At 50.9% G+C, this 18,747-nt stretch carries 21 protein-coding genes; 11 read left to right on the top strand and 10 right to left on the bottom strand.

Going from position 1 to position 18,747, the window contains the following annotated elements:
* Position 1 precedes the first annotated feature (1 nt).
* From CIK88_RS03270 to CIK88_RS03260, 3 genes are all read left to right on the top strand, one after another.
* Complete coding sequence (locus CIK88_RS03270; protein WP_094391229.1) at positions 2 to 961, top strand: PstS family phosphate ABC transporter substrate-binding protein; 960 nt, start codon at positions 2 to 4, stop codon at positions 959 to 961.
* A 48-nt stretch (positions 962 to 1,009) separates the two neighbouring features.
* Positions 1,010 to 2,437: a hypothetical protein gene (locus CIK88_RS03265; protein WP_094434478.1), complete on the top strand. Its 1,428-nt coding sequence runs from the start codon at positions 1,010 to 1,012 to the stop codon at positions 2,435 to 2,437.
* 294 nt (positions 2,438 to 2,731) lie between these two features.
* Positions 2,732 to 3,847, top strand: coding sequence for a DUF418 domain-containing protein (locus CIK88_RS03260; RefSeq protein ID WP_094391227.1), 1,116 nt, complete (start codon positions 2,732 to 2,734; stop codon positions 3,845 to 3,847).
* A gap of 183 nt (positions 3,848 to 4,030) precedes the next feature.
* Here the strand turns inward: CIK88_RS03260 and CIK88_RS03255 are convergent, their stop codons facing one another.
* Together CIK88_RS03255 and CIK88_RS03250 are read right to left on the bottom strand one after the other, a co-directional pair.
* On the bottom strand, positions 4,031 to 4,396 hold the full coding sequence (locus CIK88_RS03255) for an MmcQ/YjbR family DNA-binding protein (protein ID WP_094391226.1): 366 nt from the start codon (positions 4,394 to 4,396) through the stop codon (positions 4,031 to 4,033).
* A gap of 93 nt (positions 4,397 to 4,489) precedes the next feature.
* On the bottom strand, positions 4,490 to 4,660 hold the full coding sequence (locus tag CIK88_RS03250) for a 4Fe-4S binding protein (RefSeq protein ID WP_094391225.1): 171 nt from the start codon (positions 4,658 to 4,660) through the stop codon (positions 4,490 to 4,492).
* A 209-nt stretch (positions 4,661 to 4,869) separates the two neighbouring features.
* On the opposite strand from CIK88_RS03250, the gene CIK88_RS03245 reads away from it, so the two are divergent.
* A complete protein-coding gene (locus tag CIK88_RS03245) occupies positions 4,870 to 5,619 on the top strand; it encodes a porin family protein (RefSeq protein WP_094434502.1) in 750 nt (249 codons plus the stop codon).
* Between the two features lie 38 nt (positions 5,620 to 5,657).
* Here the strand turns inward: CIK88_RS03245 and CIK88_RS03240 are convergent, their stop codons facing one another.
* Positions 5,658 to 6,485: a bifunctional UDP-sugar hydrolase/5'-nucleotidase gene (locus CIK88_RS03240; RefSeq protein ID WP_254046834.1), complete on the bottom strand. Its 828-nt coding sequence runs from the start codon at positions 6,483 to 6,485 to the stop codon at positions 5,658 to 5,660.
* Positions 6,486 to 6,557: 72 nt separating this feature from the next.
* Positions 6,558 to 7,319, bottom strand: a complete 762-nt coding sequence (locus tag CIK88_RS03235; protein WP_094434476.1) for a 5'-nucleotidase C-terminal domain-containing protein — start codon at positions 7,317 to 7,319, stop codon at positions 6,558 to 6,560.
* A gap of 190 nt (positions 7,320 to 7,509) precedes the next feature.
* Between CIK88_RS03235 and rplS the strand changes: the two genes are divergently transcribed.
* The gene (gene rplS / locus CIK88_RS03230; protein WP_094434474.1) at positions 7,510 to 7,869 is read left to right on the top strand and encodes a 50S ribosomal protein L19; all 360 of its coding nucleotides are present in this window, start codon (positions 7,510 to 7,512) and stop codon (positions 7,867 to 7,869) included.
* Between the two features lie 67 nt (positions 7,870 to 7,936).
* Here rplS and CIK88_RS03225 read toward each other — a convergent pair whose 3' ends face one another.
* Positions 7,937 to 8,164 carry a hypothetical protein gene (locus CIK88_RS03225; RefSeq protein WP_371327193.1) on the bottom strand — a complete coding sequence of 76 codons (228 nt, stop codon included), beginning with the start codon at positions 8,162 to 8,164 and terminating at the stop codon, positions 7,937 to 7,939.
* A 159-nt stretch (positions 8,165 to 8,323) separates the two neighbouring features.
* Between CIK88_RS03225 and CIK88_RS03220 the strand changes: the two genes are divergently transcribed.
* The 4 genes from CIK88_RS03220 (at position 8,324) to CIK88_RS03205 (ending at position 12,646) form a co-directional block, all read left to right on the top strand.
* Complete coding sequence (locus CIK88_RS03220) at positions 8,324 to 9,442, top strand: CHASE2 domain-containing protein (protein ID WP_094434472.1); 1,119 nt, start codon at positions 8,324 to 8,326, stop codon at positions 9,440 to 9,442.
* Positions 9,443 to 9,448: 6 nt separating this feature from the next.
* Complete coding sequence (locus CIK88_RS03215; protein ID WP_094434470.1) at positions 9,449 to 11,143, top strand: hypothetical protein; 1,695 nt, start codon at positions 9,449 to 9,451, stop codon at positions 11,141 to 11,143.
* 63 nt (positions 11,144 to 11,206) lie between these two features.
* Positions 11,207 to 12,430, top strand: coding sequence for a phosphoribosylaminoimidazolecarboxamide formyltransferase (locus tag CIK88_RS03210; protein ID WP_256387688.1), 1,224 nt, complete (start codon positions 11,207 to 11,209; stop codon positions 12,428 to 12,430).
* Positions 12,431 to 12,445: 15 nt separating this feature from the next.
* Positions 12,446 to 12,646 (top strand): hypothetical protein, encoded by a 201-nt coding sequence (locus CIK88_RS03205; protein ID WP_371591490.1) that lies wholly within the window; start codon positions 12,446 to 12,448, stop codon positions 12,644 to 12,646.
* Between the two features lie 465 nt (positions 12,647 to 13,111).
* On the opposite strand, the gene CIK88_RS03200 is transcribed toward CIK88_RS03205, so the two are convergent.
* Positions 13,112 to 13,333 carry a DUF4248 domain-containing protein gene (locus tag CIK88_RS03200; protein WP_094434466.1) on the bottom strand — a complete coding sequence of 74 codons (222 nt, stop codon included), beginning with the start codon at positions 13,331 to 13,333 and terminating at the stop codon, positions 13,112 to 13,114.
* 203 nt (positions 13,334 to 13,536) lie between these two features.
* Here CIK88_RS03200 and CIK88_RS03195 point away from each other — a divergent pair, with 203 nt between their 5' ends.
* Positions 13,537 to 14,103, top strand: a complete 567-nt coding sequence (locus CIK88_RS03195) for an HU family DNA-binding protein (protein ID WP_094434464.1) — start codon at positions 13,537 to 13,539, stop codon at positions 14,101 to 14,103.
* Positions 14,104 to 14,168: 65 nt separating this feature from the next.
* Positions 14,169 to 14,372: a hypothetical protein gene (locus tag CIK88_RS03190; RefSeq protein WP_094434462.1), complete on the top strand. Its 204-nt coding sequence runs from the start codon at positions 14,169 to 14,171 to the stop codon at positions 14,370 to 14,372.
* Positions 14,373 to 14,469: 97 nt separating this feature from the next.
* On the opposite strand, the gene greA is transcribed toward CIK88_RS03190, so the two are convergent.
* From greA to CIK88_RS03170, 4 genes are read right to left on the bottom strand one after another with little or no spacing between them, the layout of a single operon-like run.
* The gene (gene greA, locus CIK88_RS03185) at positions 14,470 to 14,937 is read right to left on the bottom strand and encodes a transcription elongation factor GreA (RefSeq protein WP_094434460.1); all 468 of its coding nucleotides are present in this window, start codon (positions 14,935 to 14,937) and stop codon (positions 14,470 to 14,472) included.
* A 45-nt stretch (positions 14,938 to 14,982) separates the two neighbouring features.
* Positions 14,983 to 16,323, bottom strand: a complete 1,341-nt coding sequence (locus CIK88_RS03180) for a TolC family protein (RefSeq protein WP_254046310.1) — start codon at positions 16,321 to 16,323, stop codon at positions 14,983 to 14,985.
* Positions 16,324 to 16,327: 4 nt separating this feature from the next.
* Entirely contained in the window at positions 16,328 to 17,443 is a 1,116-nt protein-coding gene (locus CIK88_RS03175; protein ID WP_094391214.1) for an efflux RND transporter periplasmic adaptor subunit, read from the bottom strand.
* Between the two features lie 41 nt (positions 17,444 to 17,484).
* A complete protein-coding gene (locus tag CIK88_RS03170; protein ID WP_094434458.1) occupies positions 17,485 to 18,729 on the bottom strand; it encodes an ABC transporter permease in 1,245 nt (414 codons plus the stop codon).
* Positions 18,730 to 18,747 lie beyond the last annotated feature (18 nt).

Below are 18,747 nucleotides of genomic sequence, written 5' to 3'. Positions count from 1 at the left end.
TATGAGAAGAAACACATTCAACATTTTCGTTGGATTAGCACTAATTATTTTCGGACTTGCTGCCTGCAAAGACAGCAAGCCGAAAAAATTTCGTGCAGATACTATATCATCAGGGGCGATTAGTTTCGCCTCTGATAATAGTTTCGCACCCATTATCGATGAAGAGGTAGAGATGTTCAACAACGACCATCCTAAAGCCAAGCTTACTGCCATCTATACAAATGAGCAAGATGCCGTAAAAATGCTGATGGAGGAAAAGATATTTCTCGCCATTACCTCTCGTCAATACACCAAAAACGAGTTTAACACACTCAAAAACTTAGGATACAAGTCGATGAAGTCTGCTCCCATTGCTTACGATGGTTTGGCACTAATCATCAACAGATCCAATCCCGACACCTGTATCACCGTCAAGGATATAGCCCGCATACTCCGTGGTGAAGCCAAGAAGTGGAGTGATATCTATCCTGGTTCGAAGCAAGGCGATATAGAAGTGGTATTCGACCATCCGAAATCCAGCACAGTTCGCTATTGTCAGGATTCCATATTGGGAGGCAAGCCCATCAACAGTCCTAACATTCAGGCTGTAGAGAAATCTGCCGAAGTCATCAACTATGTGGAAAGCACCAAGAATGCCATTGGCATCATCGGTTCAAACTGGTTGAACGACAAACGTGACACGACCAACGTCACCTTTAAGAAGAATATCCGTGTGATGTCTGTCAGCCGTATGGAGACAGCCACCCCAGAAAATAGCTACAAGCCCTATCAATACTACATCTATGATGACAGCTATCCATTGATACGTACCATATATTGCTTGCTGAATGATTCCTATCGCGGTCTGCCTTTCGGTTTCAGCAATTATATCGCATCGCCCAAGGGTCAGCTTATCATCTACCACTCATCAATTCTGCCTGCTTATGGCAACATGACAACACGTAGTGTGATAGTGAAATAACGAGAAGAAACAAATTTATGTCTAACTAACATAATAAAAAAAGAGATTATGAAGACAATTAAATACCTAATGATGGGTGCGCTGATGATAGGATTCAGCACACAGGCCAACGCCCAGGATGGCACCGCAGCCGACGTAGCTGCAGTAAAACAGATGATTAGTAGCAAACCTGCCGACTTCGACAAGCAGATGAAGAACTACTATAAGAAGAACAAAAAGAACGTTGCCAACCTGTTGGCTTTCGCCAAGGCATTCTATGCAGCCAAGGATACAGCTAATGCTCGGACTTTTGCTAACTACACTCTCGCAGCCAGCAAGAACAAGAATGCGGAGGCATTCATCATGCTGGGTGATATTCAGGCATTGGGTGACAATGGTGGTGAAGCAGCCTCTTACTACACACAGGCTCGCTATGCTGATCCTAAGAACCCTGAGGCTTATTTCAAGTATGCCAACGTATATCGCAAGATCAGTCCCTCTGAGGCAATCAGCGTACTTGAGGAGCTCCGCGCACAGCGTCCTGATGTAGCTGTTGATGCTATTGCAGGTCGTATCTACTATCTCGCCAACGATTTCGAGAAGGCTCTTGAATACTACAATAAGGCTGATATGACGAAGATGGAGGATAGCGACTTGAGCGACTATGCCATGTCTGCATTCTTCAAACAGCAGAATCAGAAGAGTCTTGAGATTGCTCAATATGGTCTGACCCGCAAGCCACGTAGTGCTGCTTTCAACCGTCTGGCATTCTTCAACAGTACAGACCTTAAGGAATATGATCAGGCTCTGAAATATGCAGATGCCCTCTTCAACCAGTCAGACTCAGCAAAGTTCTCTTACTTCGACTACACTTACTATGGCAATGCCTACAACGGTGCTAAGCAGAGTGACAAAGCCATTGAGATGTACGAGAAGGCGCTTGCCCAGCCCGACATGGACAACAAGGATAAGCGTGCTGGTATCATTGAACAGATTACCGAGGCATATCTCAACAAAGATGACTTCGACAACGCCATCAAATACCACAAGGAGTACATTGCAACTGTAGAGAAACCAACAGCCAACGATTTGGCAAAACTCGGTCAGCTTCACACCCAGAAAGCAGGAACCTTGGAAGGTGATGCTCAGAAAGAAGAACTGAAGAACGCTGATTTAGCATATGAAGACTTGCAGAACCGCTATGAGAATGCCATCGAATATGCAACGTTCATGCGTGCACGTGTAAACTCATATCAAGACCCCGACCAGAAGCTGGGTCTCGCACTTCCCTTCTATCAGAAGTTGGAAGAGATGATTGCACCTAAAGAGACAAAAGACAAGGCAGACAATGCCCGTCTGATCGAGGCATATCGCTATATGATCTCTTACTACTATGTAGCTAAGGACGATAAGGCAAAAGCAACAGAATTTGCACACAAGCTGTTGAAAATCGATCCAGAAAACGATATTGCCAAACAAGTACTTGGTGTTAAATAAGCAACCCCAATTTTTCAAGGACTAAACTGGGAGGAAGGGCCAATCGCAAGATGGTTCTTCCTTTTTTTCGAGACATTCCAACTATTTATGATAGAAGACGTAGTGCAAATAGCACGCCGTTATGCATAGGGTATCACAAGAAAATTTAAATTATGAATATCATTAGTTTGATAACATCAATTACTAAGATGCGGTATATCTGAAAAAGTTTTCATCTGACGGAATAAGACGAGCGAGCTATTGTGCAATTCACTTTTTATGCCTACTTTTGCACCATCAACAATACACATCGTTATGTACAAGACAAAAGGAATACCCAATACCCGTATTGACGTGGCTGACGCCTTACGCGGAATAGCCGTGGCAGGTATTATCATCTATCATGCTGTGGAGCATTTCAACATCTTCACGTCACAGCCCATTTCAAACACATTGCCAATCGACCAACAGGTTGCAGACACATTGGCATGGCTACTATCTGGTAAGATGTATGGTATCTTTGCCATGCTTTTCGGTTTGAGTTTCTTCATCATGAACGACAACCAGCAACAAAAGCATCAGTCGTTCGACTGGCGTTTCTCGTGGCGTATGTCCCTCCTACTCTGTTTTGGCATCGTCAATGTAGCCTTCTATGATGGTGACATTCTCATCATTTATGCACTCATTGGCTTATTACTCATCCCCATCAGCCATCTATCATCGCGCTGGGTATGGACTATCATTATCTTCCTAGCGCTTCAACCGATAGAACTCATGTGCCTATTGTCAGGATATGAAATAGACCCTACGCACCTTTGGGAGATGTTTGGGACAATGAGTGAAGTACACCAATATGGCAGTTTTTGGCACAATACGCTCATCAATTTGAAGTTGGGTTTCCCTACCGACGTATTCTTTTTCGTCTATACAGGCCGGTTGACACAAATACTCTGCCTATTCATCCTCGGCATGCAGTTGGGCAGACATAGGTTGTTCTACAACGAAGGTCAACACCTGTATTATTGGTATCAGGTGCTGATTGTTTCCGTTGGGATTACTGTGTTGATGAGTCTGACACCGTTTGGTTCATTGGAAAAATGGCTATCTCCTATCTACAATCTCGTTATCCTGTCAAGCATCGTCTCTACCATAGTCACCCTCTGGTATGCATATCCAAGATTTCAACGCGTAATGCATCATCTCTGTCTGTTTGGTCGCATGAGCCTGACCAACTATTTGCTGCAATCCATTATAGGTACCATTATTTTCTGTGGTTATGGGTTTGGATACTACCACAAAGTAGGAACCACTTATGCAGCACTTATCGGCATCGTTATGGTCATCGTTCAATATTTATTCTGTCAATATTGGTTCAGGCATCATAGCCGAGGACCTTTAGAAGAGTTATGGAAACGACTGACTTGGCTGTAAGAGTCTGCCATGGTCTAACACGAAAGCTACTGTCGAGCAAAGATAGAGGGATTGTTGGACTTTTATAAACGCAAATCGGTCATTGGACATATAATACTGTCATGCATGTAATAAACGGCCGGTTTCGGATAGAGTCGTAGGCGAATAATCTGTTTTATTTGGTATAAAAGGGACGAAAGCACCTCAACAAACGTCTGTAATTTCGGGGTGTTCAAGCCTTTCAGCCTTTTTGAGTTTTCTCACCACTTCACGATAACTATGTCGTATGAGCGACCGTATCAATTCATCGTCAAGGTGGCCATAGAGATTGACTTGGTTCCAGTATTTTTTGTTCCAATGCCATGCCCCTTCAATCTCAACGTATTCTTCTCGTAGTTCAAGTGCACGGTCTGGATTACATTTCATAGTTACCCACTCAGGACGTTCCATATCCATGCACGCAAATATTCTGTCCATGATACGAAACGCAAGCGTCTGGTCATCAAAAGGGAAGTCTTCTGTGACAAGCGGAAGTGACAGACAATAGTCTCTCACCGTTTCAATATTCATAGTCTTTGAAAGGTTAGTTTTCTGAATGTGATGAAATAAAAAAACCCTTCAAAATAAATGAAGGGTCTTATTTCTTTATTGACTTGTATTGTCTTATGCAGGCAGGCTGATAGCCTCTGAAGGACAAACACCAGCGCAAGTTCCACACTCGGTGCAAGCATCTGGGTCAATTGAATACTTGTCGCCCTCAGAGATAGCTCCTACGGGACACTCATCGATACATGTACCGCATGCGATACAGTCATCACCAATTACGTATGCCATAATCTTAATATTTGTTTAGTTAAATGTAAATACTAAATGTTGATGATGCAAAGGTATATATTATTTTCGAAACTACCTAATTTTGATGATTGTTTTTTAGTTTTTTTTGTATTGTAGAAAGCCCAAAACAAATGATCACGACATGGCGATAGGGAAAGAAAAAACATGGAGAATACAATAAATCACTAATAATGAGCGTTATTGTGAATATGAAGACAAGAATCACGATACTACTGACGATATTTCTGACCACAACGCTTACAGGATTAGCCCAGCAGCGTAGAGTGCAGAACAAACCCTATATCGATCAGCGCCCATTGCATTTCGGCATACTGGTAGGCACCCACCTGCAAGACATCGAGATGGATAACGTGGGGCTTCAAACCATCATGAGCGAGGACGGAACACCCCACGAGCGTCTCATCGTGACTGATGCTGACCGATGGAATACCGGTTTCACCGTCGGTGTACTTGCCGATTGGCGCTTACACGAGCATTTGTCGCTCCGTTTATCTCCTGCCCTCCACTTCGGTTCCAACCACATCACATTCCATGACCTGAAGGATACCGATGCAGAAGGGCATCCCCACCCATATACGCAAGACTTGAAAAACACGTATCTGGCAGTGCCTGTAAGCCTCAAGTTCAGTGCCCAGCGTTGGAACAACTATCGCCCCTACCTTACCGCTGGCATCAGTCCGATGGTAAATCTGACGAGTCCTTCGAGCGACTATATCCGTTTGAAGCGCTTCACCACCATGATCGAAGTGGGCTTGGGCTGTGATTTCTACTTACCCTACTTCAAGTGGATTCCCGAACTCAAGTTCTGTTATGGTTTGGGCAATAGTCTTGACCGAGGGCATAAAGATCGTCTGCGCGATGCCAACAAGCAGGCTTTCGCCGGCAGTGTCAGCAGCGCGCAGACAAAGATGGTGGTGCTCACCTTCTATTTTGAATAGAATCCGTCGTCACCGGGTCAATATCTCTGCCAGCCCGATTACTTCAGATTCATCACAATGCGTCCCACGTAGATGGCATGTTTACCATTCTGATCTACAGGCACGTCATGTCCGTCAAGGTCCTTGACATATTCCAAATGTTTCATATAGGTATGGGTATGTCCCCCCAGTACGAGGTCTATATAGCGTGACCCTTGTATCACGTTGGCATCATATTCCTTTCCGTCAGCCCATCCCATGTGTGACACGCAAATCACCACATCACACTTTTCTTTCTTCTTCAGCACCTCAGCTGTTTTGCGTGCTGTTGCTATAGGGTCGAGATATTTCACCCCTTCACAGTTTTTGTCAGCCACAAGCCCCTTCATCTTCGGTGACAGTCCGAACACCCCAATTTTCAGTCCGTTGCGATGAAGAACGACATAGGCTTTCACCACATCTTCACAAACCGTACCGGTGAAGTCGTAATTGGCACACACGATAGGGAAGTTCGCCATACGAAACAGTCGTGCCATATTCTCCAGTCCGAAATCAAACTCATGGTTGCCTATCGTAACGGCATCCAGTCCCATGAGATTCATCAGACCGATTTCCACATCCCCCTTAAACATGGTATAGTATGCCGACCCCTGACTGAAGTCTCCACTATCGAAATAGAGGAGGTCTGGATTGCGCTTACGCTCTTCTTTGATCATAGCCACACGTCTCACAAAGCCGCCACGTCCCGCCTTCATCGTATCGGGCAAGTGCTCGCTGACGGGCAGAATGGTGGAATGGGTATCGTTGGTATGCAGAATGACAAGTTTCTTAGGTTTCTTTGCCATTGTCTCTGTGGGCACAGCAAAGCACAGGCAGACAGGAAGCATCACAGCCACCAGCATCATCACCTTATTATATAGCATATCTTTCTTATCCATGATATTCATCTTTTTTACGGGTTAGTCTTTTACCGTCACACGGCCTTCAATCTTAGCATCCACTTCACGTCCGAGTCGTGTCTGTTCGCGGAAATAGTTCATAATCACAAACCGCGAATTGTTTTCCGTATTCTGTGGAGAATTTATATTGCGACACTTCTTAAACGCCGTCATATTATCCGTACCGCCGAGGAGGTAGTCGATAGTGGTGATGCGATAGTCCTTAGCCGGATCTATAGGTTCGCCATTGATGGTGGCATCGAGCAGTTCGCCCTTTCTGCTGATAACCAAACGCACAGAATGGCTCAATCCCTCACCGCCCACTCGGGCAATCTCTCTGAAGAGTTGCAACACATCAGCGCCCGACAACGTGGCAAACGCAATCTTGTTTTCAAAGGGTGCCACATCGAGGACATCACCGTAAGTCACTTCCCCTTTAGGCAACGCAGCTCTCACACCACCCATATTATATACGCCAAATACAGGTTGCTCACCATAGCTCTCGCCTGCCCACACCAGGATGTCAGCCAGCAGATTAGAGAGGTCACCCTCTGGACGCTGCGCCGTCATATAGTGGGAAGAACGTCCCACGATAGGTCCCATCACGCTATCCACCGTCTGTTTGTAGGGAGCCAGAAACCCCACAGCTTTTTTGTCAGGATGCACATCATAGCGAGCATCCACCAAGATACGCTGTCTTTCTACCGATGCCACCTGATAGCCAGTATGGCATGCAGACACCATGATTGTGGCAGCTGCAAAAGTAATTAAAATTTTCTTCATAACGAATCTGTCTTTCCTGCAAAAGTAGGAAAAATCGGATAATTAGCAAAAAAAGAAGAACTAAAAATTGCAAGTGTCGTGAAAAAGCCGTAACTTTGCAGCCGCTTTCCACGTAATCGCTGGCAGGAAGTAACGAGTTGCCTGTTATGTTGCGTAGGAACGATACAACAAATTTAATTTAAAAAACAAAATGGATTTAATTAAAGTTGCTGAAGAAGCATTTGCAACCGGCAAGAAGTTTCCAGAGTTCAAGGCTGGTGACACGATCACTGTCGCTTACAAAATTATCGAGGGTTCAAAGGAGCGCATCCAGCTCTACCGTGGTGTTGTAATCAAGATCAACGGTCATGGTGACAAAAAGCGTTTCACTGTTCGCAAGATGTCTGGCACTGTAGGTGTAGAGCGTATCTTCCCTATCGAGTCGCCCAATATCGACAGCATTGAAGTGAACAAGGTTGGTAAGGTTCGCCGCGCTAAGTTTTACTATCTGCGCAAGCTCACTGGTAAGGCAGCACGCATCAAGGAGAAGCGTACCGCTATCGCAAAATAAGACTTTGCGACAAAAAAAAGATAAGGAGAGAGACATCCTGCCATCAGGCAACGGTGTCTCTCTTTTTTTAGTCCTCATAGTTGGAAGTCCCATCATCATCCCCATGAAGTGCATCTTGAAACGACTGCCAGTCCTGGAATCCTGCCAGGAGCGCCAGTCGGTCAAGCGTCTTACGGTTGGGCTTCTTCACCAACTCCTTCTCCACTGCCTCCAGCAGTTTTCGAAGCGCATGTCTCTTTTTCTCCATAACGGCTGCAAAATTACAAGAAATGTTTCTGACGACCAAACGAAACATCCCCCAAAATGTGTCATTCGGTAAAGAATATCGTTCATTCCGTAAAAATCAGCCGTTAACATCTTGACATCAACAAAAAAATGGTCAACAAGGGTTGTGCATCTGAAATATAATGTTTAATTTTGCAAATACTACAACTCAAAACTGACACCACGCTTTATGATACGCAACCTCATCGTCACCATTCTGTCCTTTGCCGTTGCAGGTCTGTTCGCCCTCTTTGCGTTCAACCTTACGGTATTCAATCCCATAGCCCAGGTGGTAACCGACTTCGAGATGACCGACGTCTATTACCACATCCTCCAGGATGGTGACATCCTCGAAGACAGTCCCGACATTGTCATTGTCGATATGTCCGACCTTTACAGCCGCCGTGAGATAGCAGCCACACTCGATGCCATCGGCAAGCAGAAACCCCGCGTGGTAGGCGTCGATGTGGTGTTTGAAGGACTGAAGGAAGACACTTTGGGCGATGCCATGATCTTTGAGACAGCTGCCAAATACGACAACATCGTCTATTCCTACAAACTGCTCGACTATCAGAACGACAGCATCGGTTATGCCGAATCGGTCCACTCCTTCTTTGCCGAAGCCGTTCCCGTCATGGAGGGCTTCACCAATATGCAGCGCAACCTCTACGGAGGACTGAAGCGCCAACTCAGTCTTGGGCGCCGCTATCAGGGCAAGCTCCAGCCCTCGTTCATCACCAAGGTGGTCAACACCTATCAGGGAAAAGAAATCTACAAGCCCCTCGACAAAGACCTGAACATCAATTTCCCGCCCCGCCACTATCGCGTGATCAATCCCGAAGATGTGAGCAAGAGCGGCGATTTGATCCGCGGCAAGGTGGTGCTCTTCGGTGCCATGAAAGACGAGTACGACATGCACTACACTCCCCTCGGCAAGATTGCCGGAGTGGAACTGTTAGGTTATGCCATCGACACCCTCATCAACCAAACAGAAGTGAAGAGTGCCAGCGGATGGCAGCAGTGGATCATAGCCTTCCTCCTCGTCTTCTTCACCGAGACGATATTCTCCTTCTATAAGAATCGTGTCAGCCGCATCGGCAATCGCTTCTGGCGCTTCCTGCTCTCTGCCACCTTCTTCCGCAGCTATCTCATGTTCCTCTGGATGGCAGTATGGGTATGGCTCGGCTTCATCCTTTTCTGCAAATACAATTTCAGTCTCAACTTCGGATGGGCATTCTCCGCCATAGCCTTCCTGGTATTGGCCGAGGGCATCATCAAAGAAAGTATTGAGGCATACAACTCAAAATAATGCGATATGATGACTCAAAGAATCACCACCCTACTGGTTGCACTTGCCCTGATCACCCTTGCCGCCACGGCGCAAAATGCTCAGAAGAGCACCTCCAACGGCAAGAAATCCACCATCCAGCTCACCCAGCAGTATATCAACTTTCTGAAGAAGAAGGCACAGGGCAAGCAGCAGATAGCCCAGAAGCGGTCGAGCGACCCTGCCACCGTGACGCGCGAGCAGAAAGTCAAGGAGGCTGAAAGTACGCAGGAGAACGATGCCGATGAGTCGTTCGATGATTTCATGGGCGACCTCAACGCCAACTTCGACGATTTCAACCAGTCGATGCAACAGGACTTTGAAAACTTCCGCAACCAGATCAACGAGGCTTATGCCAATTTCCTGCGCGAAGCCTGGAAGCAGTTTGATGCCGATGCCCCCATCCCGCAACCCAAGGAGAAAGACGTGCCGCCCGTCATCAAGCCACAGGAGGACAAGCCGCAGCCGCGACCCCAGGAAGACCGCGTGCTGCCCATCAAGCCCGTGGTGGTCACCATCCCTAAGGCTGAACCGCAGCCCGAACCCATCGAACCCATCGAAGAGCAACCCAAGGGCGACGCACCACAGTATGTCGATTTCACCGTCTTTGGCACCCAGTGCCGCATCCGCTTCGGCGACGAGGAGCGCTTCCGCCTGCCTGCTGTCAACAAGGATGCCATTGCCGACCTGTGGGTCAGGCTCGCCACGCCAGCCTACAACAACACGCTCCACGACTGTCTCCAGCTCCGTCGCGACCATCAGTTCAGCGACTGGGCATACCTCCACCTGCTCGACAGCGCCTCACAGGCCTGTCTGGGCAAGGGCAACGAAGCCACCCTGCTCATGGCGTATCTCTACTGTCAGAGTGGTTACAAGATGCGCATGGGCATTGCCGACAACCGCCTCTTCATGCTCTTCGGCAGCAAACACGTGCTCTTCAACCGGTCCTACTATACCATCGGAGACTGCTACTACTATCCCTACGGCGGCAACGCTGAGAAACTCTACATCTGCGAAGTTCCCTTCCCACAGGAGCAACCCCTCTCCATGCTCCTGTCCCAAGAACAGCGCTTCGACTACGAAGCCTCGGCGCCACGAAGCCTGAAGTCGGCAGCCTTCCCCAAGGTACTCGTCGAAGCCACCGTCAACAAGAAAGCGCTCTCCTTCTACGCCAGCTATCCCCCGTCGATGATCAACGAGAATCAGCAGACCCTCTGGGCGATGTATGCCAACATGCCGATGCCCAAAGCCATCAGCCAGACCTTCATGGCGGCGATGAAAGAAAAGATAGCAGGACTCAGCCAACTCGAAGCCATGGAGCGCCTGTTAAACTTCGTCCAGACTGCCTTCGTCTATGAGTACGACGACAAGGTGTGGGGCTGCGACCGCGCCTTCTTCCCCGAAGAAACCCTCTACTACCCCTACTGCGACTGCGAAGACCGTTCCATCCTGCTCTCGCGCATGGTGCGCGACCTGCTCGGCTTGCACTGCGTCCTCATCCACTACCCCGGCCATTTAGCCATGGCAGTACAGTTCACCGATGATGTCAAGGGCGATTGCATCATGCTCCAGAGCGAGAAATTCACCGTTTGCGACCCCACCTATATCGGCGCCCATGTAGGCGAAACCATGCCGGGCATGAATAATGCCGAGGCCAAAGCCATCTTGCTCGAAAACAAGTAAGCAGACCTCCCACGCTAAAAGACGCCGTAAGATGCAACTTTCTGCCACATTTTTAGTAACTTTGTGGCCGGAAACAAGGAATATACACACTACACAACAATGAAAGAACTACAACTCAAGTACGGATGTAATCCGAACCAAAAGCCTTCGCGCATCTTCATGACCGAGGGCGAACTCCCCATTGAGGTTATCAACGGCCGCCCTGGCTACATCAATTTTCTGGATGCCTTCAACGCCTGGCAACTTGTCAGAGAACTCAAGGCAGCCACCGGTCTGCCGGCAGCCGCTTCCTTCAAGCACGTATCTCCTGCTGGCGCTGCAGTAGGTCTCCCTCTGAGCGACACGCTCAAAAAGATCTATTTCGTTGACGACATTGCCGGACTCGACGAGTCGCCCGTGGCTTGCGCCTATGCCCGTGCCCGCGGTGCCGACCGCATGTCGTCCTATGGCGACTTCGTGGCGCTGTCCGACACCTGCGACGCTGTCACCGCCACCCTGCTGAAGCGCGAGGTCAGCGATGGTGTCATCGCCCCCGACTTCACTCCCGAAGCCATCGAGATTCTCAAGGCCAAGCGCAAGGGCACCTATAATGTCATCAAGATAGACCCCAGCTACGTGCCCGAACCCATCGAGCGCAAACAGGTGTTTGGCATCACCTTCGAGCAGGGCCGCAACGAGATCAAGCTCGATGCCCCCGCACTCTTTGAAAACATCCCCACGCAAAACAAGACCTTCACTGCCGAAGCCAAGCGCGACCTCATCATCGCCCTCATCACGCTGAAATATACCCAGAGCAACTCCGTATGCTACGTGAAAGACGGACAGGCCATCGGCATCGGAGCCGGTCAGCAGAGCCGCATCCACTGCACCCGTCTGGCTGGCAACAAGGCTGACATCTGGTGGCTGCGCCAGCATCCCAAAGTCATGGCGCTCCCCTTCAAGGAGGGCATCCGCCGTGCCGACCGCGACAACACCATCGACGTCTATCTCTCAGAAGACGAGCACGACGACGTATTGCGCGACGGCGCCTGGCAGCAGTTCTTCACCCGTCAGCCCGAAGTGCTGACTCTTGAAGAGAAGAAAGCCTGGATTGCCCAGAACACCCGCGTGGCGTTAGGTTCCGACGCTTTCTTCCCCTTCGGCGACAATATCGAGCGCGCCCACAAGAGCGGCGTAGAGTATATCGCCCAGGCTGGCGGTTCTGTTCGCGACGACCATGTCATCATGACCTGCGACAAATACTCCATTGCCATGGCGTTCACTGGCGTTCGCCTGTTCCACCACTAAACAGCCCATTGCCCTATGAACATGAACGACGACGATTTCTCTCAGATCCTTGAGCGAGGCATCAGCTTCAAAAAGGGCGGCGGTCCGAAAGCCGACGACGGCAAAGTAAAGACCAAGGCTAAGAAGAAGAAGTATATCACCGGCGCCCATGGCAGCGGTTCAGCGCGCCAGAAGGCAAAATACCGTGAGCAGCGCGCCAACCGCCAAAAGAAATAATCGCCCACCGTCGGGCACTGTCACATACCATCAAGCGCAGCAAACTACGAAATTCCTTCGGAGTTGCTGCGCTTGAGTGTTTATTGTTGAACTTATTATACAAAAAACAATACAAAATTGTTCCCTTGTGGCACACCTCAGATGTCTTCCTAAAATCGGGGCGGAGGAAAGGATTACACCGTATGTCACTTGACCGAATACCGCTGTATCCGTGAGGCTGGACCTCGGCTGCAAAGGTACGAACCTTTGCGTTAACAAAAAAAAAAAACGTTAATTCGCATTAACACTTCTGTTAAAGTTTCTATCCCACTGCAACAAGGGTTTCAAATCGTAACCGTTTTCGGGCAACTGCCCGAATCGGCAGTAAACAGGGGCGCGCGCGAGGTATGCCGTTCGGCGGCGGCGATAACGCCAATCGTCGAAGGAGATATTGCCAATCGCCTTCGTCGATTGACGTTCGGCGGTTTAAGGCTCTCCGAGATACTCCGTAATGGCGGCTACCATGGCTGGCGAAAGGATGCGCTGACGGCCGTCGTAGCCGAGCGATCGGAGGCGGGCGAGGAGCGGACGGCAGCGATCCATCCATGCTTTCAGCGTGCGCCAGGCATGGCGAGGGGTGACGTCGGGGCAGTAGAGCTGTGCCAGACGGGTGCGGCTCATGGAGGTGTAAGGACGTAGTGTAGGCATAATGATCAGATGATTTTATTTTTACGCAAAGTTACTGCCTTTGCCGCAATGGGGCAAAGGAAGCGTGGCGCAGCGCCCGACTTTAAGTTCTTTTAACACGGCATAAGTGGCAATAAGTGACATTAACTGACATTTCGTCCAAGCATAGCCGTACCTTTGCAGGCGATAATTTTCTTCTTTGTTTAACTAAATTCGTTTCTATTATGAGTACACTGACTACTATTCGCTACTGCCTGCAGAAGAGCACGAACTCCAAGAGCACCTCTTACGGCAAGTATTACGCAAAACCCGTTTCGCAGGGCACCGTGAACCTTGACGAGCTGGCATCCCACATCTCCGACCACGGATCAGTCTATACCCGCGACGTGGTGGTCGGAGTGATGACCAAAATGGTTGACTGCATCAACGAACTGCTGGCGCAGGGCTACAAGGTGAAGCTGGGCGAACTCGGAACGTTCTACAACTCCATCCGCAACGACGGCAAGAAGGCGGTCAGCGACCCATCCAAGTTTGATGTGGCACAGATTGCCGGTGTGAACCTCCGCTTCCTCCCCTTCAGCGGCAAGAAGCTCGGCGGTAAGTTTAACAACACCTCAACGACTCGCGCAGACCGCCACGCCTACGAGTGCATGGGTATCAAGGAGGCCAACAAGGAGGGACTCTTGCCCATCCCTGGAAAGGTGACCGACAACAACCCGGGTTCAACCAATGGCGGCGGTAGCTCGTCAACTGGCGGTACCCCAAGCGGCGGTAGCGGAATGGAGGGCTGAACCTAACCGCAGTGCCTCGCTCCCCTGAGGCGAGAGGGGCACTGCCCTAACAGCAGATTCTTATCATGAAGAGTATCCGTTATAAGCAGACGGCATCGCTGGTCTGCATCATCACAGCCATCGTGTTTGCCTTCATGGGATTCTTCACTCCGCCTACGGGCGAGATCAGCGAGTCGGTATTGTGGTTTGTGGCACAGTGTCTGATATTCTCCGGCAGTCTTATCGGAGTGGATTGCGTGATAGACCAACGGTTGGGCAAGCACAGTTAGTTTGAGATTTGGTGAATTTTCTTAATCATATACTTTGTCGGAAAGCAGGGACGCGCGATGCGCCCCTGCTTTTGTTTTTTTTTACGACACGCGCACCCTACCCTAACTCGACACTGTCAATGCGGAGGCGCACTGTGCCGGCAGGCACGCGCACCGTGACCTCATCGCCAGCCCGATGGTTGAGGAGCGCCTGTGCGATGGGCGACTTGATAGAGATTTTGCCCTCTGCCATATTGGCCTCGTGGGGGCTCACTACGGTATAGGTCATGGAGCGGTTGTTGCCGATATTGGTGAGGGCAACACGGCTCAACAGTCCTACGCTGTCGGTCTTGAGCAGGGCAGGGTCGATGACGCGTGCATTCTCCAGCACGCGCTGCAGGAAACGGATGCGCCCCAACAGGCGACCCTGCTCGCGCTTGGCTGCATGGTACTCGAAGTTTTCGCTGAGGTCGCCCTTGTCGCGCGCTTCTGCAATGGCGTCGCGCACACGGGAGAGTTCTGTGGTTTCAAGGTTGTGGAGTTCGTTGGCTATCTTGTCGAAGCCTTCTTGTGACATGTATTCCATAATAGATAATAAAAAGGGATTGATGACGGAGGGGCTGATGCACCCTCAAAACTGCAGGGGCTTGCCACGGTAGAAATCGAGGAGGGCTGTCTGGTAGAGGTACTCGTAGCGCGCCTGCACCAGGTCGCTCTCTGCCTTGAGGAGCTGGCTCTTGGCCTCGTTGAACTCGGTGACGGTGGCTTTGCCGTTCTCGTATTTCGCCCGGGTAAGGGTGAAAGCCTCGCTGCCCGACTGGCACGCCAGCAGGCTGCTCTCGTATTTGGCCTGTGCTGCCACGGCATTGTAATACACCTGTTGGATCTCCTTATAGAGGCGCTTCTTCACGAGGTCGAGTTGGAGGGCTTGGTTGTCGCGGTCGAGACGTGCCATCCTCACGCTGTTGCGCGTGGTGAAGCGATTGAAGATGGGGATGCTGAGACTGATTCCGATATACTGAGCGAAATTGTTTTTCAACTGTTTGCCAAACCCGTCGGCAGCCAATCCGCTCGTCTTGTAGTAATTGGTCTGCAGTCCGCCGTTGAGCGACAGCGTGGGGTAATAGCCTGCCTGCGCAATGCGGATGCTGCGGTCGGAGGCATGGAGCCGCAGCTGTTCTGCCTGAACCTCCGGCTTGAGGGCAACAGCCTCGGCAAACACCACTTCGGGACTGGCGGGAATGGCAGCAATCGCCGTTGTCGCCGGGCGCACAATCTGGAAACCGTCAGGCGAAGGGAGTTCGAGCAGTTGGGAGAGGTCGAGCAGCGCCAGTCGGACGTTGCCAGCTGCCTGGGTAGCCGTGGAAAGCGCCTGTCCGAGGGTGGCCTGCTGTTGGGAGAGCTGTGCGATGCTCGCCTTGCCGTGATCGACAAACGACTGGAGGCGCGCCACCTGCATGGAGTCGATAGTCACCTGGCGTTGAGCCACATCGGCAATCTCCATGTTGTAGAGGATCTGCACGTATGCCTGAGCCACCTGCATGCGGATATCGTTTCGGGCTTTCTCCAAATCCTGTGTGGCAGCTTCGAGGTTGAGTTGTCGGAGTTTGACGGTGTTGGGGATTTCAAACCCCGTAAACAGCGGCACGGAGGCAGAGAGCGCCAGCGAGGTGCTGCTGGTATTGCGGTCGGCATAGGTATTCTCCATGGTCAGTCCGCGACCGAAGGAGAACGATTCGCTTGCCGACGCATAGAGGTCGGGCAAGCGGCGGTGCTTCGCCGTATGGAGCTGTACCGCCTGTTGGCTGCACTGGTTGCGCTGCTGACGGATGCTGATATTGTGTGCCACGGCATAGTCGGCACATTCGCGGAGCGTCCACTGGCGCTGTGACGGAGTCTGCGCCGGCATGGCGGCAGCAGTCAGCAGGGCTGCTGCCATGAGAGCTGTGCGAGAAATGATCTGGTGTTTCATACGCTTATTCCTCCTTGTTATCATCGGCAATGATCTGCGGACCGCGCACCCTGTCTTTGAGGGAGAGTCCCTTCTTAATCTCGATATTCACGCCGTCGCTCAGTCCGGTGACCACAGCCTGTCGGGTATAGGTCTTCTTGTCGGCAGTACCGCGGACGAGATAGACGAAGGTAGAGTCGCCACTGAACTCGATGGCACTCTCCGGTACGGCGATGACCTTTGACGCCTTTGCCAGGACAATCTCGGCATTGGCACTATAGCCCGACCGCACCTTGCCGCCCTCAACAGCATGGACGGCAGCCTTCACCTCAAACTGGTTGGCACCGTTGTTTTCTATAGCTTTCGGAGAGATATATTCCAGACTGGCGTCAAACTTCAGGTCTTGCATGGCACCGATGGTGATCTTCATGGGCATGCCCGCCACGAGGCGTCCCACCTCGGTCTCGTCGATATTGCCACGGAAGATGAGGTCGTTCATGTTTGCCACCGATGCAATGGTGGTACCGTCGTTGAAGGTGTTGCTGAGGATGACGGAGTTGCCCACCTTGACGGGGATGTCGAGGATGACACCGCTGATGGTAGATCGGATGAGGGTGGATGAAGCGTTGGCATTAGACTTCGACACACCGTCGCGCACCACCTCAAGGGCATCCTGTGCAGCCTTCGCCTCTTCGGCGGCCTGCTTCATCTGCTGTCGCACCTTGTCGTATTCGTCAGCCGAGACAAGTTTCTGGTCGTAGAGATTCTTCTCGCGATTGTAATCGACCTCAGCCTGTCGCATATTGAGGGTAGCCAGGCGCACCCGGCTCTCCGCCGAACTGAGCTGTCCCATGTCGGGGATGACCTTCACCTTGGCAATGACTTCGCCAGCCTGCACATAGTCGCCAGCCTCCTTGCATATCTCGGTGATGATGCCGCTGATCTGCGGTTTGATGTTCACCTCGTTGCGCGGTTCTATCTTGCCCGTGATGACGGTCGTTTTGAGGATATCCTCCACCTTCGGAGTATATTCACTATACTGCACCTCCTTGGGCAGCGATTTCTGATAGAGGAACACGAAGGTTCCGATGAATACCAAGGCAACAATAGCTGCGATGATGAGTTTTGAGTATTTCTTCATATCATTTATATGTTTTTGTTTTCTTGTATGGTTAGCTGTGCTTATTCGTCGCGCATGGCATCAACGGGTTTGATGCTCATGGCACGCCATGCGGGAGCGAGTCCTGCCAGTCCGCCCAGCAGACTGAGCAGCAGGGTGGCGATGATAGCCGTCCAGAAGCCCACTTGGAAATGGGCGGCAAGGATACCGTCTTCGGTGCTTGCCAGTTCGATGAGTTGAAGCACACCCACGCCGAAGAGGATGCCACTCATGCCCGCCACGGCAGTCAAGACGATGCTCTCCGACATGATCTGCGAGAGAATCATCTTCGGTGTGGCGCCGATGGCACGGCGGATGCCAATCTCTGTGGTGCGCTCCCTTACCGTCACCATCATGATGTTGGACACACCGATAGCACCTGCCAGCAGCGTGCCTATGCCCACGAGCCATATCAGGAAGTTGACACCGTTGAAGAGATTGTCGAGCATGGCGAAGAGCACCTCGGTATTGAAGGTGGTGATGGCTTTCTCATCGGTCGGGTCGATCATGTGGGCACGTGCTATGACGGTGCGGATGCGGTCGGTCAGCGTGCTCATCACCACTCCAGGTTTGCCCGTCACCGCCAGACTGTGGATCTGGTCACCGGTGTTGTAGGTCTTACGGAAGAGGGTGTAGGGGATGGTGACGAGTTGGTCGGGGCGTCCGCTGATATTGATGCCGTTGACCTTGTAGTCAACACCCACCACGGTATAGTAGGCGGCATCGACACGGATGCGCCTGCCACAGGGGTCGCCACCACCGGGGAAGAGTTTCTTATACACCTCCTTGCCGATGACACACACCTTGCGTGCCTGTCTGACGTCCATCTCGTTGATGTAGCGCCCGTAGTACATCACGGGCGGTGCCACCCTGGCATAGTCGTGGTCCACACCGGCGACGGTGGCATCGAAGGAGTACTCCCCCACCACGGTTTTCTTGTTGCCGCCAAACATATAGGGCGTGATGATGTCGAGTTCGGGCACCTGCTGGCGCAAGCGCGTCATGTCATTCTCCACCATCGACACATAGCGGCCCTTGCGGAATCCCTTGTAGGGCTTGGTGGTGTTCTGCGTCCATATCATGGCGGTATTGGTGGCAAAGCCTGCGAAGTTAGACTGCAACATCTCCTTCAGTCCCTGTCCGCCGCCTATAAGGACGATGAGCATGAACACACCCCAGAACACACCGAAGCCTGTGAGGAAGCTGCGGCTCTTGTTGCGGGTGATGGTGTCGAGTATCTCGCGATAGGAATCTATATCAAATTTCATAGGAATGAATATGTTTTA

The sequence above is a fragment of the Prevotella sp. P5-50 genome (genome assembly GCF_002251295.1).
GTDB lineage: Bacteria > Bacteroidota > Bacteroidia > Bacteroidales > Bacteroidaceae > Prevotella.
Note: the sequence above shows the minus strand (reverse complement) of the source record. Positions and strands in the feature narration are given on the sequence as shown.

Excerpts from the sequence above, each read along its gene's own strand:
- greA (WP_094434460.1), bottom strand. The coding sequence starts at position 14,937 with ATGGAATACATGTCACAAGAAGGCTTCGACAAGATAGCCAACGAACTC.
- CIK88_RS03205 (WP_371591490.1), top strand. The coding sequence starts at position 12,446 with ATGAACATGAACGACGACGATTTCTCTCAGATCCTTGAGCGAGGCATC.
- CIK88_RS03235 (WP_094434476.1), bottom strand. The coding sequence starts at position 7,319 with ATGAAGAAAATTTTAATTACTTTTGCAGCTGCCACAATCATGGTGTCT.
- CIK88_RS03255 (WP_094391226.1), bottom strand. The coding sequence starts at position 4,396 with ATGAATATTGAAACGGTGAGAGACTATTGTCTGTCACTTCCGCTTGTC.
- CIK88_RS03170 (WP_094434458.1), bottom strand. The coding sequence starts at position 18,729 with ATGAAATTTGATATAGATTCCTATCGCGAGATACTCGACACCATCACC.
- CIK88_RS03250 (WP_094391225.1), bottom strand. The coding sequence starts at position 4,660 with ATGGCATACGTAATTGGTGATGACTGTATCGCATGCGGTACATGTATC.
- CIK88_RS03200 (WP_094434466.1), bottom strand. The coding sequence starts at position 13,333 with ATGCCTACACTACGTCCTTACACCTCCATGAGCCGCACCCGTCTGGCA.
- CIK88_RS03190 (WP_094434462.1), top strand. The coding sequence starts at position 14,169 with ATGAAGAGTATCCGTTATAAGCAGACGGCATCGCTGGTCTGCATCATC.
- CIK88_RS03195 (WP_094434464.1), top strand. The coding sequence starts at position 13,537 with ATGAGTACACTGACTACTATTCGCTACTGCCTGCAGAAGAGCACGAAC.
- CIK88_RS03270 (WP_094391229.1), top strand. The coding sequence starts at position 2 with ATGAGAAGAAACACATTCAACATTTTCGTTGGATTAGCACTAATTATT.
- rplS (WP_094434474.1), top strand. The coding sequence starts at position 7,510 with ATGGATTTAATTAAAGTTGCTGAAGAAGCATTTGCAACCGGCAAGAAG.
- CIK88_RS03245 (WP_094434502.1), top strand. The coding sequence starts at position 4,870 with ATGAAGACAAGAATCACGATACTACTGACGATATTTCTGACCACAACG.
- CIK88_RS03240 (WP_254046834.1), bottom strand. The coding sequence starts at position 6,485 with ATGCTTCCTGTCTGCCTGTGCTTTGCTGTGCCCACAGAGACAATGGCA.
- CIK88_RS03180 (WP_254046310.1), bottom strand. The coding sequence starts at position 16,323 with ATGAAACACCAGATCATTTCTCGCACAGCTCTCATGGCAGCAGCCCTG.
- CIK88_RS03220 (WP_094434472.1), top strand. The coding sequence starts at position 8,324 with ATGATACGCAACCTCATCGTCACCATTCTGTCCTTTGCCGTTGCAGGT.
- CIK88_RS03260 (WP_094391227.1), top strand. The coding sequence starts at position 2,732 with ATGTACAAGACAAAAGGAATACCCAATACCCGTATTGACGTGGCTGAC.
- CIK88_RS03225 (WP_371327193.1), bottom strand. The coding sequence starts at position 8,164 with ATGTTTCGTTTGGTCGTCAGAAACATTTCTTGTAATTTTGCAGCCGTT.
- CIK88_RS03265 (WP_094434478.1), top strand. The coding sequence starts at position 1,010 with ATGAAGACAATTAAATACCTAATGATGGGTGCGCTGATGATAGGATTC.
- CIK88_RS03175 (WP_094391214.1), bottom strand. The coding sequence starts at position 17,443 with ATGAAGAAATACTCAAAACTCATCATCGCAGCTATTGTTGCCTTGGTA.
- CIK88_RS03215 (WP_094434470.1), top strand. The coding sequence starts at position 9,449 with ATGATGACTCAAAGAATCACCACCCTACTGGTTGCACTTGCCCTGATC.